Annotated in this window: 13 protein-coding genes and 3 pseudogenes; 4 read left to right on the forward strand and 12 right to left on the reverse strand. The window is 58.8% G+C overall.

The features are described from left to right. Positions 1-94: 94 nt before the first annotated feature. From vapC to AC3ISI_RS01415, 6 genes and pseudogenes are all read right to left on the reverse strand, one after another. Positions 95-502, reverse strand: a complete 408-nt coding sequence (vapC, locus tag AC3ISI_RS01390) for a type II toxin-antitoxin system tRNA(fMet)-specific endonuclease VapC (RefSeq protein WP_489335142.1) — start codon at positions 500-502, stop codon at positions 95-97. Then, positions 502-732, reverse strand: coding sequence for a type II toxin-antitoxin system VapB family antitoxin (vapB, locus tag AC3ISI_RS01395; RefSeq protein ID WP_008149391.1), 231 nt, complete (start codon positions 730-732; stop codon positions 502-504). The genes vapC and vapB overlap by 1 nt, the downstream gene beginning before the upstream one ends. Positions 733-917: 185 nt before the next feature. Then, positions 918-1,370 carry a hypothetical protein gene (locus AC3ISI_RS01400; RefSeq protein WP_489335143.1) on the reverse strand — a complete coding sequence of 151 codons (453 nt, stop codon included), beginning with the start codon at positions 1,368-1,370 and terminating at the stop codon, positions 918-920. Between the two features lie 6 nt (positions 1,371-1,376). After that, a complete protein-coding gene (locus AC3ISI_RS01405) occupies positions 1,377-1,793 on the reverse strand; it encodes a hypothetical protein (RefSeq protein WP_489335144.1) in 417 nt (138 codons plus the stop codon). Positions 1,794-1,822: 29 nt separating this feature from the next. Further along, positions 1,823-2,797, reverse strand: coding sequence for an alpha/beta hydrolase family protein (locus AC3ISI_RS01410; RefSeq protein WP_489335145.1), 975 nt, complete (start codon positions 2,795-2,797; stop codon positions 1,823-1,825). Between the two features lie 69 nt (positions 2,798-2,866). Continuing rightward, positions 2,867-3,467: pseudogene (locus tag AC3ISI_RS01415) on the reverse strand (PDDEXK nuclease domain-containing protein). A 264-nt stretch (positions 3,468-3,731) separates the two neighbouring features. On the opposite strand from AC3ISI_RS01415, the gene AC3ISI_RS01420 reads away from it, so the two are divergent. Together AC3ISI_RS01420 and AC3ISI_RS01425 are read left to right on the forward strand one after the other, a co-directional pair. After that, positions 3,732-4,172, forward strand: a complete 441-nt coding sequence (locus AC3ISI_RS01420) for a carboxypeptidase regulatory-like domain-containing protein (protein ID WP_489335146.1) — start codon at positions 3,732-3,734, stop codon at positions 4,170-4,172. Positions 4,173-4,294: 122 nt separating this feature from the next. Continuing rightward, positions 4,295-4,765, forward strand: a pseudogene (locus tag AC3ISI_RS01425) (carboxypeptidase regulatory-like domain-containing protein). Positions 4,766-4,846: 81 nt separating this feature from the next. On the opposite strand, the gene AC3ISI_RS01430 reads toward AC3ISI_RS01425, so the two are convergent. The 3 genes from AC3ISI_RS01430 to AC3ISI_RS01440 form a co-directional block, all read right to left on the reverse strand. After that, positions 4,847-5,638, reverse strand: a complete 792-nt coding sequence (locus tag AC3ISI_RS01430; protein ID WP_489335147.1) for a TSUP family transporter — start codon at positions 5,636-5,638, stop codon at positions 4,847-4,849. A 71-nt stretch (positions 5,639-5,709) separates the two neighbouring features. After that, positions 5,710-6,789, reverse strand: a complete 1,080-nt coding sequence (locus tag AC3ISI_RS01435) for a hypothetical protein (protein ID WP_489335148.1) — start codon at positions 6,787-6,789, stop codon at positions 5,710-5,712. A 1,173-nt stretch (positions 6,790-7,962) separates the two neighbouring features. Then, positions 7,963-11,931, reverse strand: a complete 3,969-nt coding sequence (locus AC3ISI_RS01440; protein ID WP_489335149.1) for an autotransporter outer membrane beta-barrel domain-containing protein — start codon at positions 11,929-11,931, stop codon at positions 7,963-7,965. Between the two features lies 1 nt (position 11,932). Here AC3ISI_RS01440 and AC3ISI_RS01445 point away from each other — a divergent pair, with 1 nt between their 5' ends. Further along, positions 11,933-12,337, forward strand: coding sequence for a hypothetical protein (locus tag AC3ISI_RS01445; RefSeq protein ID WP_489335150.1), 405 nt, complete (start codon positions 11,933-11,935; stop codon positions 12,335-12,337). 305 nt (positions 12,338-12,642) lie between these two features. Then, positions 12,643-12,951, forward strand: a pseudogene (locus tag AC3ISI_RS01450) (hypothetical protein); the annotation flags it as partial. Here AC3ISI_RS01450 and AC3ISI_RS01455 read toward each other — a convergent pair. Genes AC3ISI_RS01455 through AC3ISI_RS01465 form a run of 3 tightly spaced genes read right to left on the reverse strand, consistent with a single transcriptional unit; the run spans position 12,936 to position 16,630 of the window. Beyond that, positions 12,936-13,964, reverse strand: a complete 1,029-nt coding sequence (locus tag AC3ISI_RS01455) for a DUF2955 domain-containing protein (RefSeq protein ID WP_489335151.1) — start codon at positions 13,962-13,964, stop codon at positions 12,936-12,938. The pseudogene AC3ISI_RS01450 and the gene AC3ISI_RS01455 sit on opposite strands and share 16 nt — an antisense overlap. After that, positions 13,954-15,081: an HlyD family secretion protein gene (locus AC3ISI_RS01460; protein WP_489335152.1), complete on the reverse strand. Its 1,128-nt coding sequence runs from the start codon at positions 15,079-15,081 to the stop codon at positions 13,954-13,956. Before AC3ISI_RS01460 ends, AC3ISI_RS01455 begins: the two co-directional genes overlap by 11 nt. Beyond that, a complete protein-coding gene (locus tag AC3ISI_RS01465) occupies positions 15,074-16,630 on the reverse strand; it encodes an efflux transporter outer membrane subunit (RefSeq protein ID WP_489335153.1) in 1,557 nt (518 codons plus the stop codon). Before AC3ISI_RS01465 ends, AC3ISI_RS01460 begins: the two co-directional genes overlap by 8 nt. Positions 16,631-16,705: the final 75 nt, after the last annotated feature.

Below are 16,705 nucleotides of genomic sequence, written 5' to 3' on the forward strand. Positions count from 1 at the left end.
GTTCTGACTCACGCCAAACGTTGTTGATACCTACGAAAACGGCCGCTGTCAGTGATGACAAGCGGCCGTTTTCGTTTCGTTGGTGGTGTTCGATTCAAGTGGGGTGAACCCAATCTTCTACGCGTAGTCCTGGGACCCGCTCGAACACACGCACGTTGTTCGTTACAACAATGAGCCCGCGTGAACGCGCATGTCCCGCAATCATGTGGTCGTACGGCCCAATGGGTGTACCTGCCCTTGCCAATTCTGACCGAATCATTCCTGTGTGTGCGGCCGCGTCATTGTCGAAAGGCAAGACCTCAAGGCGTGCTGCGAAGCTTTCGACCACCGCCAGATTCTTTTCGGGAGCCGCAGATTTTTCGGCACCGTAGATCAACTCCATCAGAGTGACTGCACTGATGCACAACTGCCCGTCGTGAAGGTTGAAAGCTTCTCTTACGATTTGTGGTTTGTTTTTGATGGTGAAGATGCAGATGTTGGTATCGAGCATGAACTTGATCATCAGAATGACTCACGCTCCTGCTCGAAGGGTTGGTCGCGGTCAGTCATAAAGTCTGCGCTTACGCCATCTCCATCGAACCAGCTATCCCAGGTTTCGTCCGCCGGGGTGATGATACGAGCCCTGCCGATGGCGACTACGTTGACTCGTTTCACATCGCTTGGCATGGCTACAGCTTTCGGAAGCCGGACTGCCTGGCTTCGATTACTCATGAAAAGGGTGGTCTGTTCCATTTTTGGCCTCCGGTTTTTGGGTGTGCTGTGAGTCCAAAGAATAGATTTAAAGAGGGATATGTCAATGGGATATCCCTTTCCGCTGACGAGAGGTAGCGGGCGGATCCGTTTGGAATGGTTTCCATAAAAAACGGCCGCTGTCAGTGATGACGAGCGGCCGTTTTTTTGGTTTCTGCCAAACGCGTTTACTCGCTCTTTTCTTCCTGCGCATCCAGTGCCTGACGATAGCTGTCCAGTGCATTACCGAAGTCGGTGATGAACTGCGGATCGGTCAACCAGGCCTGAGCCGTTTCCCGGTCCATGCCATCGGCCCACATGCGGTAGTCGAGCAGCATGTCGGCGGCCAAGTGGGTGGCGGCCATGGCTTCGTTGTCGGCGTTTTCCATGTCCAGCAATTCTGGATGGTCGCTGATGATGCCGGCGAGGTCCGACAGCAGGACCTGAAGCATGTCGCTGCGGCTAGTGGCTTCGGCGTCGTGCATCTTGCTGAACATCGCCAGGGTGTATTCCGGGATCGGCTCGCCGATTTCGTCCAGGTCATCGTCCAGCGCGGCGGGTTTGCGGCCGTGGATGTTGATTTGTTTGGCTTTGGCCTTTGCGCGTTTGGCGCGTTTCTGTTGCTTGTTCAGGGATGCCATGGGAACTCAGTTTGCTTTCTGTTGGGTTTGCGCGGCGATGATATCGGACGCTGCTACATAGTCAGCCTGGAAGGCTGGTGATTCGATCCACGCCAGGGCACCGGCCTCGTCGACTTCGGTCGACCATTGGCGGTACTCGATCAGCGCGGCGAGGATAAAGTCCATCGCACCTTCTTCGCCTTCCTGTTCATAGACCAATTCCAACAGCGGGTCTTCCAGGAACGCCACGCACATCGCTTGCTGGCTGGCCTTTTCGGCGTCGATCATTTTCTTGAACAGCTCGGTCAGGTCCACCGACTCGAAGTCGATGCGATCGTCGTTCGGGTCCAGCTCGACCGGCGCGGCAGCACGCTGGGTGCGGTTCTGCTTGGCCTTGGCTTTGGCGCGGGTGGCGCGTTTTTGCTGTTTGTTGGCGGAGGCCATGGGCGTCGTTCCGTATTCGTTGAGAGGGCTCAGCTGCGTGGGACTTGCCGCCCGGGTGTGCCGGGGGCCAGTTCGCCGTTTTGCAGCCAGGACAATGCAATGGGCCATAGTGTGGCTTGGTATGCGCTGCGAAAAAAGGCGAAATGTCCGACTTCTTCTTCGCCGATGTCTTCGGGGGCGATTCGCAGGTGGGTGTTGATGCTGTGGGTGTAGTAGTCGAGCAAGCGTTCGATGGCCGAAATTGTGCCGTAAGGATCGTCGCTGATGCTGATCGCGAGGATTTTTGCGCTGACACGCTCAAAGGGCAGTCGACCGGTTGCACCATGGAGGCGTCGACCGCTGGGGCGCGTTTCATAACGGGCCGTCGGCGTAGTCCAGTCGCGAACCACGCCAGCGGGTGTGTCTTCCAGCCAGCCGAGGCGTTTGCCGGGGAAGTAGCCGTGGAGCATCGTCATCAACGGCATCACCACATGCCACTTGCCGAACATCCGCCAGCGATGGGCGGGCGCATAATCGCGCCAGTAAGCGAATTGCGCGCCGACCGTCACCATGCGCCGAATAACATGCCCGGACGCTCCCAGCCCCGCTGCACAGCCGCCAAAGCTGTGACCTACGACATCGATAGGCTGGCGGGGGAATTCACGCTCAGCGCGCTTGAGCATCGCTTCAAAGTCCAGCGCGCCCCAGTCGGTCCATGAAGCGTCGAGGTCTTTGAGCGAGGCGGGACGTGATTCGCCGATGCCACGGTAATCGTAAGTGATGACATCGAACCCGTTGGCGAACAGGTAGTCGGCGAAACGTGAGTAATGGCGGCAGCGGACTGAGGTGGCGGCGTTGATGATCACGACGGGGCGGGCAGGGTCTTGCTGAGTATGCCGCCAAGTGAAGCCGCCGAGGATGAAGCCGTCCGTGGCGGGCTCCTTGAAGGGGCCGCCGGGAGTAGTGGCAGGCGGTGCCAGCTCGATCTGAGCTGGCGCCAGTGCAGGCGTGTCATTGAAATTCATCGGTGACGGACCGTTGTGCGTAGCTGCCAACGATAGTCTTCATGGTCGTTTCGGACAATCCGCCCATTTCTATCGGCGCTTCTGATTGAACCGCCAGTCTTCGAGTAGCGCCCGTTCCCGATCCAGCTCTGCTTGAAGTTCCTCCTCACTCGGTAACACCCGTTTGTATTTGCTGGCGAACAGTTGTTCATTGCCCTCCAGTACCGAAAAGCGCACCACGGATTCATCTTTTTTTGCGCACAGGATGCTGCCGACAGTCGGCCCGTCCTCCGGTCCGCAGACCGGTCGCGACTCGCCAGCAAGCGTTCGTAATAGAGCGTATTGATCTGATGCTCCAGGGCACGACTCGACCAGTTCTGAAGGGCTGACTCGTTCATGTACCAATGGCGTGCGTGGTCGTTGTCGACACGCAGTAATCTGCGGTAGTGGGTCCAGCTCAATTCGGAACGCACTGGGTTCCAATTTGGAAAGGTCTGTCAGACATCGCGCATGTATCGCAGCCTGCTCAAACATCAACGATGTGCCGCCCGGTCTGCCAACAGGTTCGCACTTGAGCCGTATCGACCGCTCGAAGCACTTTAAGGCATGCCTGGCGGATCAGTTCGCCAAGGTTGCCCACCAAAGTCGCAAGTTGTGGATCTTGCGAGTTATCGGTTCTGACGATGGTCATGAGGTCTTTCGTTGCTGGAGGAACAGGCGAAAGAGGATGACAAAAGAGCACGGTGTGGCGATGCAGTACGCCGCTGGTAAGCCGGAAGGAATTGCCGGATTCGTTTTGCAGGATCACGCCGATGGCGGGACGTATTTGTGGAATACAACGTGTAGTCCGTTTTGCAGTGAACCCAAGATCGAATCAATCTAAAACTTGACCGGCGTCCAGCAAATCAAAATTCAAGGAAATGGAAGGGTTCTGAGGAGCCCGGGAGTCGTCATCATGAAATATGTCCATGCATTCATGTTGTCCCTTGTGGCTGTCGGCGCTCTGGCGTTTCCAGCGATGTTGAATGCGGCCAGTCTTGAGCCCGTCGACAGTTCAGGCGTGCAAATCCAGCGGCAGGAGCAAAACGGGATTGCTTACCTGTCCGGTGGTATTGGCGAGGATGAAGCAAAGGCCATCCAGCAAACGACTGGCTATAACCTGCACATGACCTTCTCTGTCGGTCCGCAAGACCAATATATTCCAGACGTGGAACTGCTTGTCCAGAACGCTCAAGGTCCGGTGCTGACGCTCAGTCAGGCAGGCCCTTTGGTTTACGTCCAATTACCTCCTGGCAAGTACACGGTCGTGGCAACGCGCAACGGTGAGGCGAAGCGTGACACGACAGATGTCGCCAGTGCTGGCGCAAGAAATCTGGTGTTTCACTGGAATGATTGAACACAGGGTGTAGTCGGTTTCGCAGTGAACCCAAGATCGAATCAATCTGAAACTTGATCTGCATCCAGAAAATGAAAACTCAAGGGAGAGTGAGGGTTCTGGGGAACCCGGGAGTCGTCATCATGAAATACGTCCATGCATTCATGTTATCCATCGGTGCTGCCGGTGTGTTGATGTTTCCGGCCGCAGCTCATGCCACACCTCCGGGGCCGATTGACACTGCGGGTGTGCAGGCTCAGCAGGAACAGCAGGAACAGCAGAATGGGATCAGTTAAATGTCAGGAGGTATTGGTCTGGATGAATCGCGGTTCATTCAGCAGGCCTCGGGTTACAACCTGCACATGAGCTTCTCTGTCGGTCCGAGAAATGAATACCTGCCTGATGAGAACGTGGTCGTTCAGAACTCACAGGCACATCCTGTCTTTACTCTGAATCAGTCCGGTCCTCTTGTTTATGTACAGCTCCCCGCGGGTAAATATACAGTGGTCACCACGCGTAACGGGGAAGAGCGGCGCCACGCTGTTGATGTCGGGGGCGACCCCGCCCACGCGCTGAACATTCACTGGAGCAATGTTCAATACGCCACTAGTTAATAACTTTGAAAATACACGCTCACAAAAAAACCGCGGAAAGCGGTTTTTTTGTAGCCAATTCCCAGCGCCGCACTGGGTTGATCATAACCAAGCCAACGATTCAAGGACCGCGACGCGCAAAGGATTGCTTTCTACGCTCAGCAGCTTGATGGCCAAGGCGCAGCAGACCACTATCAACATGGGTTTGATCAAGCGCGGACCGACGCGAACAGCAGCTCGTGCGCCCAATTGAGCGCCGATGAAGGCCGCCAAAGCCATGGCTATGGCAATCGGCCAAATAATTACACCTTTGGTAATGAAGACCGACAAGGAACCCAGGTTGCATGAGGCGTTGGCAAGTTTGGTAAAACTCATGGCCCGCATCATGCCCAAGCCGCAGAGAAGTACAAACCCGACAATAAAGAAAGAGCCAACACCGGGGCCAAATATACCGTCGTAAAAGCCCAGTATCGGCGCGACGGTAAACGAAAAAAGCAGAATGCCGATTCTCTTGCGTCGATCTTCATTGGCCAGCTTGGGAGAGAAAGCAAAATAGATAGCCACCAGAATCAGCATGATAGGCACGCAAACTTCCAGATAGTGTTTATCAATAGAGCTGACCAGCAAGGCACCACTGGCGCCGCCAATAAATCCGCAGATCACCAGGAAACGGCCTTCGCGCCACTCGATCATTCCTTTACGAGCAAAGGTCACAGTGGCCGAAACAGTTGCCGACGCGGCCTGGAACTTGTTCGTCGCAATGGCACTGATCGGATCTATACCGGCCAGAAATAATGCAGGTAAAGTAATCAAACCCCCACCGCCGGCAATCGCATCAAAAAAACCGGCAAAAAAAGCAACAAGCGTCAACATGCCTATTAAATCCCAAGACATAACATTCCCTCTTTATAGTTATTGGCCAGTAATCACATGACTGGTCCTTTGCAGCTTTAACGCTTAAAAAATCAGCCTTGCAGCAGTAACGGATCTTCTGAAATAACGACAGCGGACGAATATTTTGAAAGCCCGAAAATACGTACCAGGACCCGTCTGTTGTCTTTGATGACATCGCGACAGTGCAGGGATCGGACGTTATTGATGATCATGGCCGACTCTTGCGTCAGCGTGTACTCGAGTGGAGTTGCTTCGCTTACCTCCTGGCAAAGAGCGGCGTAGGCCGTTTTGACAAAATTCGAGGCGTTGTCGTTGACCGAAAAGCGATACGAGTTGAAGCGGGCTGCAAACCCGACCTTGTCGTCGAATTCTAGAATCGAAACATTGCGACCATCTTCCCCTTTGCCACTGACAAAGGAGTCGCTACGAGTGAATTGGAAGTTGCCCGTGGTCAGTGCGAGGCAGTGGGTAACGCCAATTTTTTCCAGTAGGGGAGGCAGCGGAATCACCCGCGTAGGTTCCAGGCTCGGGTTCCACAGGGCGGAAAGTATGAGCGACGACGGAGAAGGTGAGTGCCCGTCCTTCGTGTTTACGGCGCACCAGTAAGGCGCCTCGGTATGCGGGCCAAGCGCGAGGCCGGAATGGGAACTCAGTTCTTTGATGTCCGGCTCGGCATTGATTTTGACGAGTCCGCCACCCTTGAAGTTGGCCACCAATCGAACCAGCTTTCCTTCGTTGTCCATGTCATAGGCAAAGGAGTTGTTATCCACCAGTTTCAACAAGATCTGATTACGGGCGGCCAGGCAAAGGACGTCGTAGCGATTTTCCAGGGATGTCAGGTTGGGTAGTTCATTTGGAGGGCTACCATCGGTGATTTTTTGCAGCCCCTCGAAGATCAACACGCAAACAAGGCCATTGGAGTAGGCCGCCAGCAGTTCGCGCTGGTGTTTCGAAAACGAGAGCTTTAATTCTGTGGCGGCCCGAGAGGCTTTGAAATTGGCTCCTGGTGCCTGCGGCCCGCCGATGGCGGCCAGTTCTTCGGCGAACTTGTGAAGCAATGCTGACTGCCGAATATCAAAGCTGAAAACTCTGATGTCTTGTCCAATAAAAAGCTCAACGTTTTCGACATCCCGTTTGATGGCGTCAGTCATTGTCTACATCCCTGTTGTGTATCTGCTCCCGGTTATGCGGCAGCACCTCCCACGATTCTGCCCAAGCCGATGATCAGCGTATGTCATCCAATTCCGTTAAAGCCTTCGGAGCGTTCCGACAAACCCGAGAGACTGCGAGAAGGGGCGATCACCAAAGTTTGAAGCCACTCGGGACTCGGCTTCGGAAGGCGTTGCAGGTGCTTGCTGGCGTGGCGCGAGGAGGTGCGGGGATGCGCCGTCCGGCGCTTCGGGGGGGGGGCTGGAGCAGTGCCTCATCAAATCTCAGGCATAAAAACCCCCTGAATCTTTCAATTCAGGGTTTTCGGTATTTGGTGCAGAGACAGAATCGAACCATTGGCTACAGGCTGCGCCTGCACGTACTGAGTTGTATGTTGAGTGGTTAGCTTTGAGGCCCCCAAAAAAGCCCCCAAAACAAAAAGTACCAATGCCGACGCTTTCAGGTCATCGAGATAGATGCGCTCAAAACTGAGCGGATCTGAATGAGTCCTCGGGACAGAATTTGAGGTTCTGGCGTGGGTAGATCGCATTGTCGAAAGCTGTGGCGAGGTGGCGTAATGACTCTCAATGGTTGCCATCACTTCGCCAGTCGTGCCCTTTTTATGCAGTCGTGCCCATGGCCAAGGCTGGGCACAACTGAGGGCACGAGGGCACGACTGAGGAAAAAGGTTCTTCCTGGCGTGCCGGTCATGTTGGCTCAAGTTTGACCAGGTGAGCGACACTGCCTCCGTTTAAAACGGGGGCAAGTCGAGCTGCTGCCGAAGTCGCGCTTGAAACGCGGAAGTGAGTGCGAACCATCCTCGGTTTGAAACAGCAGATGGTCTGTTGATCCTGCTCGGGTTTGCGCCATCTCCAACCACCAATGGTGGTCGGATAGGCTGCACTCGGGGACCAGTTAACCTAGGAGTTAACCAAGTAATTTAGTCGGTTAACTCCTTAGTTAACCGCCCTGAAAGCCACGGCCAGCAAGGCTTTCAGCTTAGTTAACCAACCGAGTTAACCAGTTAACTAACTTTAGCGGGGTGCCGCTAACGAATTTGCGCGAGTCTTCGCACCCGTCTCCTAGGCAAATTGTCAGGGTCCCCGGCGTATTTCTGCCAGGGAACCCGTAACAGGAGCCACCGGGCCGTCAATACACGTTATCGACCCAACTGGTCAGAAATCATACTTCACCCCCAGCATGCCCTCGTAGCTATGACTGTCACCATCGAAGGACTCCTGGTAGCCGGCGGAAATGAAGAACGTGACTTTCTTGTCGGCCTGATAATCGACGCCCAGATTGGCTTCCCACCAACTGCCGCTAATGTCCGACTCGAAGGGCACGAAGCCGTTGGCTGAGGAGAACTCGGTCTTGGGTTGGCCCTTGAACTCATGCCAGACGCTGGGGCGCAGCCAACCGTTGGTGCGCAGTGTCTCGCCCTTGTCGTTTTCCCGCAGCCAGTCCTTGGCCAGGCGCACGCCGAGGCGGCCGATCAGCGAGTCGACATCCTTGAAGCGCACGTCTGCAGCAATGTCATCACTGTTGTCGAGATCGACGTGGGTATAGATCACCTGGGCCTGGGGTTCCAAGTACAGGTTTTCGTACTTGTCGGCGCCTTCGCCCTCATCGATCAGGAACGGATAACCGCCTTCCAGTGACGCGGTGTAACCCCAGCCCTGGGTGTCCAGTTCGGCGATATCTCCCGGCTTGGCTTCGATGTCGAAACGGTGCAGTTGCAGCACGCCGTCGACGTACCCACCGTCGGGGCCGAAGTGAGTCCAGTAGCCGCCCAGGCTGTAGGCGCGCAGCACATCATTGCCGGCACCGAAGCCGGTGTAGTGCTCGACACCGCCGTCAATCTTGCCGATCGCCAGGGACAGCCCCGCCTGATCGTGGCTGCCATCAGTGTCCTCACCGCGATACAGGTCCAGCCCGACCTGGAACGCCTGCATGTCGTAGTTGTAGGCCGGGGAGTTGCCGAACGGGCCATCATGGCCACTCTCGCGCTCGCCACTGCGGTAGATCATCCTGCCCCAGCCGAGCGATGGGCCCCAGGTTTCTTCATGCTCCCCGGGCAGCGGATCGGTCGGCATGCGCCGCTCTTCGGCGACGCGCTCGTGCAGGGTGTCGATCAGGCCACGGCTGTAGACCAGCGCCATTGCCGGAATGGCACCGTACAGCGAGGTTTCGGGGCGGAAGTTTGGTACCGGCGGCGTTGGTGTTGGTGTTGGCGTGGGCGTGGGCGGCGTCGGTGGCACAGGCGTTGGCGGTTCCGGTGGAGCCGGTGGAGCCGGCGGTGTCGGCGGTGTCGGCGGCGGCGGTTCCGGTGGCGCAGGGGGAACCGGTGGGGTCGGTGGAACCGGCTCGGCGGTGGAGCGCAGGTACCAGGCTTCGCCGTTACTGGCATCCACGCTCGACCGCTGCAGGGTGTATTCGTAAGGGCCGGCAATCGCCCGGCCACCCAGGCGGAAGGCGTCCGCAGTGGTTGTACCGCCGTTCAAGGCATCGACCACGAGGATACCGTTGCCGGTCGTCAGCGCACCTCGTCCAATGGTCCCGCTGGCATCGCGGGCGTTGCGGATCAGCAAGGCGGTATTGCCACTGGCGGTAGCCTTGGCGGTGCCGCCGTCGATCACCAGTTTGTCCGAGGGTGAACCGTCGCCCGCCAGGTGTGTATTGAGGCCGATGCTGCCGTCGCCGGTGTAGGTGTTGACGGTCAGGGTCTTGAACACTCCCGCCACCGGTGCCGAGAAGTCGATGAAGCTGGGGTCATTGACCAGGTGGGTGACATTCGAGTCCCCGGTCATGCGCCACAGGCTGTTGTTGCTCAAAGTCAGGTTGGAAACACTGCCCGGAGCGGTGAAGGCCGAGCCCGTCACGGTCGCCCCGGACAGAGTGATGTTGGCCAGCCCCGGAACAACCGGCGGTGCCGGTGCGGTGACGGGGGGCGACTGCAGCGGCGGCAAGTCTCCGGTGATCTCGTCCGGGAAGTCCGTCGGGCCTGTCAACGGTGGCGGCGATGCGGACAGCGCCGGGAAATCAGTCAAGGTGCCGACGCGCAGCCATTGGCTGGCACCGCTTACCGTGGTGTCGGTCAGGGTAATGTTGGCATCCCCGGCGACGCCGACAATCGGGCCGCTGGTGTTGGTCAGGGTACTACGGGTGAAGTCTGCCGTTGAGACGCCCCCCGGGATGCCCACGGCATACAGGGCCATCGAATCGGCCCCCGAGGCTGTCACCGTGGCGCCGGTGCCGCTGATACGCCCGCCGATCAGTGCGACGGCGCCATGGGCGTTCGCGCCGTTGGTCCTGATCGAGCTCTGGTTGACGGTCACCGAGGTGGGGTTGTCACGGGACAAGGCGCCATGGGCGCCGGTGCCCTCGGTCAGTACGGTGCTGCGGTTGGCTACCACGTTGGCTTCGCCGCGACCGGTTGGCGTTGAACCATAGTTCTCCAGTACTGCCCGCAATCCATCGGCACCGATGCCGCTCGTGGTAATTGAGGTGTCGTTCACGGTCACCGTGGCGACATCGACCGGCTGATCGTTGCGCGATTGCGCCTCGGCGCCAAAGGCATTGAGGCCGGTGGTGACGACTGTGGTGCGATTGGTCGTGGTATTGGCAATGAACCGGCCCGCACCCACCTGTTCGGCGACGGCGTACACGCCGACGCCCAACTCACCGGAGGTGGTGATCCTGACGTCATTCAGGCTCGAATTGCCGCCATCGTCCGACCAGGCGCCCATGGCAGCAAGCCCCGACGTATTGACCACAGTGCCGTTGGCAACCAGGGTGCCGTTGGGGTTGCGGGCGCCAAGCCCATGGGCGAAGGACGACTGCCGGACTTGGTTGCCGCTGGTGGTGATGCTGCCGCCGTTAAGCGTAACGGTGCCGCCGAGGTCGGCGATGGCGCCCATGGCGTTGTCGTCGCCGCTGGTATTGATGGTCACGTTGTTCGCCGTCACAGTGCCTGGCGTGCCCGTTGCGCTGCTGGCGGTCAGCGCTGCGGAGTTTGGCCCGGTGGTGGTGATGGTGGTATCGCTGACGACAATGTTGGCGCCGTCACGGGCCGTCATACCTACGGCGACGGTGGGGGTGGTGGTGCTGACGCTGCTGTTGGCCAGCGTCAGGCTCGAGCCGGCGCCCTCCACCTGCACCGCCGGCGCAAACGGCCCGGCCGTGCCGTTGAGCGCGATACTGCTGTTACTGACCTGCGCCACGCCGCCCGACTTGATGGAGATGCCGAAGGTACGGCTGCCGCCGACCTGGATCGCCGTGTCCGCCACCTGGGCCTGGGAGCCGGCGCCTTCTACCGAGAGCCCGAAGCCGCGCAAGCCGGTGGTGGTGATTGCGCTGCCGGCGCCGTTCATCACTACCTTGCCGCCATTGAGCGCCCGGACCCCGGCATTGGGGAAGTTGTCGTTGTTACTGGCTGCGGTGTTGCTGATCGTACTGCTGGTGAGGACCAGCGTGCCGCCGGCATCGGCCAGCGCCGCTGACGCGTTGAGGCCGGAAGTGCTGGCAGAAATACCGCTGGCATTGATCTGGCTGCCGGCACCGGTGGCGTACAGCGCGTGGCTGCCCGCCAGTGTAGTCGCGTTCGTCGTCCCAGCGGCGGTGACCTGTGCGCCGCTGGATAAATTGACAACTCCAGCGTTTTCTGCAAATACCCCGAAGGCGCCGCGGGAGTTGGTACTGACCGAACCACCGCTGAAATTGATCTGGCTGCCCGCGCCAGTTGCCATCAGACCGTAGTTGCCAGTGCCATTGGCGCCCCCGGTCACCAGCACCGTGGTGCTATTGAGCGTCAGCGCGCCGGCCGCCTCAGCCAGCGCGCCGCGCATGTTCAACGAGTTGCCCGAAGCCGGTGTCAGGTCGAGCGTGGCGCCGGTCGCGGAAATACTGCTGCCAGTGCCAGACGCGCGCAATCCTGTCTGCCCGTTGGCGGCGGCGGCAACGGAAGTGGTACTGGCTGTGCTGCCGTTGAAACTGATGCTGGCGCCTTGGAGTGCCAGGGCAGCTATGTTGTTGGCGGCCGCCAGATTGAGCGTGATGCCATCGGCGATGATCTGCCCCTGGGGACCGCTGGCGCTGAGACCAATGGGGGTTGCGGCGATGACGTTCCGCACTGTGCTGGGAGGCACCGTGCAACTGCTGTTAATGACCACTGCAGGGACGGGGCAATCAACCGACCACGCTGGCGCAGCCACGCCGCCGAGCACCGCCGCCGTCGCGAACTGTGTCAGAAAACGCAGTTGTGGAATGAAACCAGGATCCCCGCAACTCCCCGGTAAGCCGGCTTTGCTGAAAAGTGCCAAGTCGCTGAGCGGTCGAACCTTGCGAGGCAAAAACCGGGTGGAGATAGCGGGCAAGCAGGACAAATCCAAGAGGCGAAACATAGCGGTCAACTCCCTGTGCGAACCCTCGATGCATCATGTCGAGATTCCCCTCAAGAATGTCCATATTGCCTGGGAGGCCGCGCATCATGTCGGTCTGCGCTCAGGTAAAACGCTTGAGACTGCTTGGGATGTGCCTATTGTTTATGGTTAGACCAATTTACTGACAATAACTATCAGTTTGGATCCAGCTTAGTCGATATTCATCAGTAGCGACGCCATAGTCCGCAGAAGAAAAAAAGGCTAGAGAATCGGGCGATCAAGCGAAGTTTGGCCCTCACCGATTAGGTCCTTTCAAATCCTCACCTATGGTTGTTTTCTGAAAGCCCTTGCAGCCCTTGCTTTGCAAGGGCTCCAGAGGATTACCAGAATCTCCGGATCTAACACCTGTCTACCTGACTCGTGAACAAATTCACCCCGTATCTAACGACCCAAACGGTAATCGATCAGTCTGGCCATCAGGCGGCTTCGACTGACACGTCTCCTTCCGGGGGAAGAATGCGTGGGGCGGCGGTTGGGGCGGCGGCCGGGGCCGTCGCAGCCGATGCACGCGGGCGTCAACATGACGAGTTTTACGAGGGCGCCAATGACGACGTGAAACAGGAGTATCGGCAGAATCAAGCTCAAGGAGCGGCGGCGGCAGGTGTCGTGGTCGGTGGTTCGCGTCAGCGTCAGGAGCGCCGGGAAAATGAGAAAACCAGCGCTGCCACCACCTCGACAGCCTATACCAGTTGCCTGCAAGGCAAGGGGTATCAGGTGACTCCGTGAGCCTGCGCTTTCGAGGGTCGATCAAGCAGTCTGACCATCAGGCAGGCATACAGCGTGACGGCGATGAACAGCCCCATGCGCACGGCGAAGGCGGTGTAGACGTCTTTGCCCAAAGCGCTGTCCTGCACTGACTGGCCCAGCAGAATGATCAAGGTGATAAAGGTGTTGAGCCACAACCCAGGGCCAAACCGGCTCGGGCTCAGGGCATACAGCTTGCGCGCCAGTATCAGGCCGAACAGCAGCGTCCACAGGAAGAACATCCACAGGTTCACGAACAGGCTCAGAGCGCACCAGAACACAATGGCCAACAAGCCTCCAAGCAAGGTGGCGCCGACCAGCTCGCGACCGGCATTGCGGGCGTTGGTCGTGTTGCATTGCTGACCCAGGCCGACTGCCTTCAGGATGATCGGCAGATAGCTCGCCGGGTCGATCATTGCCAGCAGGAACGTCGGCAAGACAATCAAGGTTGCACGCAACGCAATCCGACTGGCTTCTTCACCCATCGGCGGTGGGGCAGCGGGCGGCGAGGGCGCATTGGCGGGCTCGGGGAACAGCCAATGACTGATCGCAATCACCAGCACCGCCATTAACAAGCCCTTGACCAGTGCCCCAATGACCATCGCTGCCGCGTCGAACTCGGCGACGCCCGCCGACGAGATCATGGTCAGGCCCATCACCAGCAAGGTCACGATCAGGTTATTGCCGCCACTGAGCCCCCACCGGAAGACCATGAACAGGCTGACCGTGACCAGCAGCACGCCGGTCAACGGGTAGTAACGCAGGACCGGAATCAAGAGCAGGCCGATACCGGTGGTCAGCATCGCGACCAGCGCGAGAACGATCGCCGCTTTGAAGGGCAACGGGCGATTAACCGAGGCCAGGAGTATCAGGCACAGCACGGGCGCGAGAAACGGTATCGGCAATGCCAGGCCGAAACTGATGGCCAGGCACAGTGCCGTACCACTGGCCAGCCGTAAGGCACGCTGCTCCCGTGGGGAACGTTTAGTAGGCATACGACAGCCAGCTCATCAGGCCTAAATATAAATGGCCAAGCGGGTTGAGCAGATTGCCTTCCGAGGGGAATGCCATGACTTCAGCTTGTCCACCGGCACGAATGGCACCACTGCCCAGCAGCGCGCTCTTAGACTCCGGGGAAAACTCGATGATCACCGGGAACCGTTGGGCGGGTCGCAGCCAATCCCGACTGTTTTGTATGCCAGGCAAGGTGCCGGGCGGGGCCGGCTGTCCGACGCTGATGCCATAACCGACACTGCGTACCTGACCGTCGTAGACTTCGCCCGGCAGCGAGTCGAGCACAATAGACACCGGTGTGCCGGGCTTGATATGACCGAGGTTGTTCTCGGTCATGTCAGCAGTGATCCATATGTCTTGAATGGTGATCAGGGTCATGACCGGGCCGCCCGCCGAGGCGAATTGCCCGACATCGGTGCGCAGGTCAGTGATCAGCCCTGCCGAACGCGCCCGCGTTTGCGTGTTGGCCAAGTCCAGTTCGGCTTTTGACAGGGCCGTGGCGGCACTGCGCAACTTTGCGTTGACGTCTTCGCCGCCGCCTTCCGTTTCCTTGGCACGTTCTACTTCGGCACGGGCGGCGGCGGTTTGACTGACTGCCGCATCGCGGGTGGTGCGTGACATTTCGAGCACGCGCACAGAGATGGTCCCTGGGTCTTCACGGTACAACCCTTCGAGGCGCTGATTCTCCTGACGTGCCTTGGTTTCATTGGCCTGGGCGACGCGTAATGCGGCTTGCGCCGAGGCAATCCCCGCGGTGCTGGCCCCTAATTGCCGACGTGTTGTCTCAAGGTCGGCGCGGGCGCGGTCAACGGCAATCTGATAGGGCGCCGGGTCCACCTCGAAGAGCACCTCGCCGGCCTTGACGGTCTGATTGTTGTGTACGTTCACCCGGATCACCTTGCCCGCGACTTCCGACGCCACCGGAATGACGAAGGCGCCCACACGCGCTTGTTGCGTATACGGCGTGAACCGGTCGGCTAACAAGTACCAGACCAGGCTCAGGATAATCAGTATCAACACCCATTTGATGCCTTTTTTCACCGGGTCGGCCGCTACCGGTTCGCTGGCGTCGGGGGAGGGTTGCGAGGCTTCACTCATGGCTATTTTCCTTGGCTGGCAGCGGGTAAACGGGCAGTGCGGCGGCGGGATCGTCAAGCATGTGGCCCCAGTCGATGCGTTCTTCCATCACCTGGCGGGTGGCCGAGTCCACATACGGCTGAGGGGTGTACCACCCACCGCCCAAGGCCTTGTAGAGGGCGATGACATTGCTGACTGCATTGCCGCGTGCCAGCAGATAATTGTCCTGTTGTTCGAGCAGCGCGCGTTGAGCGTCCAGCACCCGTTGGAAGTCGGCGTAACCTTCCCGGAATTGCACGCTGGCCAGCACCAGCGAACGTTCGGCAGCCCCTCCGGCGTCGCGCAGGATGCGTTCGCTCTCCAATGACTGGATCAGGCCGTTAGCCGCATCATCGGCTTCGCGAGCGGCCTGGCGAACTTTATCGCGGTAGGCTTCGATCAACTGCTGCAACCGCGCGTCCTGGACGCGCACGTTGTTGGCGATCTGCCCGTGATCGAACACATTCCAGCGCAGACTGGGACCACCGATCAGGTCCAGGCTGCTGGAGGTGCCATTGAGAGAGTCCGCCGACCAGACAATGCTGCCGAGCAGTGTCAGCGACGGATAGAAATCGGTTTCGGCCACGCCAACCAACGCACCTTGGGCGGCGACATTGAGTTCGGCGGCGCGTACATCAGGTCTGCGCAGCAGCAGGTTGGATGGCACATCTTGCAGCACGGCGCGATCGACCAGCGGGATCAGGGTGTCGTTATCGATCACCTGTGGCAGGCTGCCCGGCGTTTGCCCGATCAGCACGGCCAAGGCATTACGCGTGCGTTGCAACTGGTCCAGGAGGTTGGGAATAGTGGCCAACGTGCCCAAGTATTGGGTTTTGGCCTGTTGCAGATCGAGTTCGGCATCCTGGCCGCTGTTGAACAGTTTTTCGGTGATTTCGTAATTGCGCTTTTGCTGCGCGGCGTTTTCACGGGCGACACGCAAACGGGCATCCGTGGTGCGCAACAAATAATAGGTGTCCGCCACTTGGGAGCGCAGCAAGACCAGGACGTCTTCATAGTTGGCCTGGGCGGCAAAATAACTGGCATCGGCCGACTCGATGGCGCGACTGAAACGCCCCCAGAAGTCGAGCTCCCAGCCGATGTCAAACCCGCCGCTGTGTTGCCACAAATTGCTGTCTTGCGGATTGTTGCCACCATGTTGGTGACGGTCAATGTACAAACTGTCCGCGCTGACTTGCTGCAGTTGCGGGTACAGCCCGGCTTGCGTAATGCCCAGTTGGGCGCGGGACTCCATGACGCGCAAACCGGCGATTTTAAGGCTGGAGTTGTAGGCATCCGCTTGCGCAATCAGTTGATCGAGCACCGGGTCGTTGAAGACATGCCACCACTGTCGCAGATCCGGATTAGGCCCGCGTTGGCTGGATTGTTCGAGGGCCGGGGTGTCCCAATGTTTGATCCACTCTTCGCCCGGAGGCTGGAAGTCCGGTCCCAGCTGAGTGCAACCGCTCAGGACTAGCGACCCCAGCAGGATGAGTCGGCCTGGCTGCAACTTAAGGGATAGACCTGAAGGCATTGCGCTGTGTCCAGCCAAAAAAAGATCGCGGGAGCTTACACGTCCGAGGGCGTTATCGAGTGGCCAGCGTTTTTT

This window comes from Pseudomonas sp. GL_139_B (assembly GCF_057834475.1).

Coding starts and splice junctions, on each gene's coding strand:
- vapC (WP_489335142.1), bottom strand. CDS start 502: ATGATCAAGTTCATGCTCGATACCAACATCTGCATCTTCACCATCAAA.
- vapB (WP_008149391.1), bottom strand. CDS start 732: ATGGAACAGACCACCCTTTTCATGAGTAATCGAAGCCAGGCAGTCCGG.
- AC3ISI_RS01400 (WP_489335143.1), bottom strand. CDS start 1,370: ATGGCATCCCTGAACAAGCAACAGAAACGCGCCAAACGCGCAAAGGCC.
- AC3ISI_RS01405 (WP_489335144.1), bottom strand. CDS start 1,793: ATGGCCTCCGCCAACAAACAGCAAAAACGCGCCACCCGCGCCAAAGCC.
- AC3ISI_RS01410 (WP_489335145.1), bottom strand. CDS start 2,797: ATGAATTTCAATGACACGCCTGCACTGGCGCCAGCTCAGATCGAGCTG.
- AC3ISI_RS01420 (WP_489335146.1), top strand. CDS start 3,732: ATGAAATATGTCCATGCATTCATGTTGTCCCTTGTGGCTGTCGGCGCT.
- AC3ISI_RS01430 (WP_489335147.1), bottom strand. CDS start 5,638: ATGTCTTGGGATTTAATAGGCATGTTGACGCTTGTTGCTTTTTTTGCC.
- AC3ISI_RS01435 (WP_489335148.1), bottom strand. CDS start 6,789: ATGACTGACGCCATCAAACGGGATGTCGAAAACGTTGAGCTTTTTATT.
- AC3ISI_RS01455 (WP_489335151.1), bottom strand. CDS start 13,964: ATGCCTACTAAACGTTCCCCACGGGAGCAGCGTGCCTTACGGCTGGCC.
- AC3ISI_RS01460 (WP_489335152.1), bottom strand. CDS start 15,081: ATGAGTGAAGCCTCGCAACCCTCCCCCGACGCCAGCGAACCGGTAGCG.
- AC3ISI_RS01465 (WP_489335153.1), bottom strand. CDS start 16,630: ATGCCTTCAGGTCTATCCCTTAAGTTGCAGCCAGGCCGACTCATCCTG.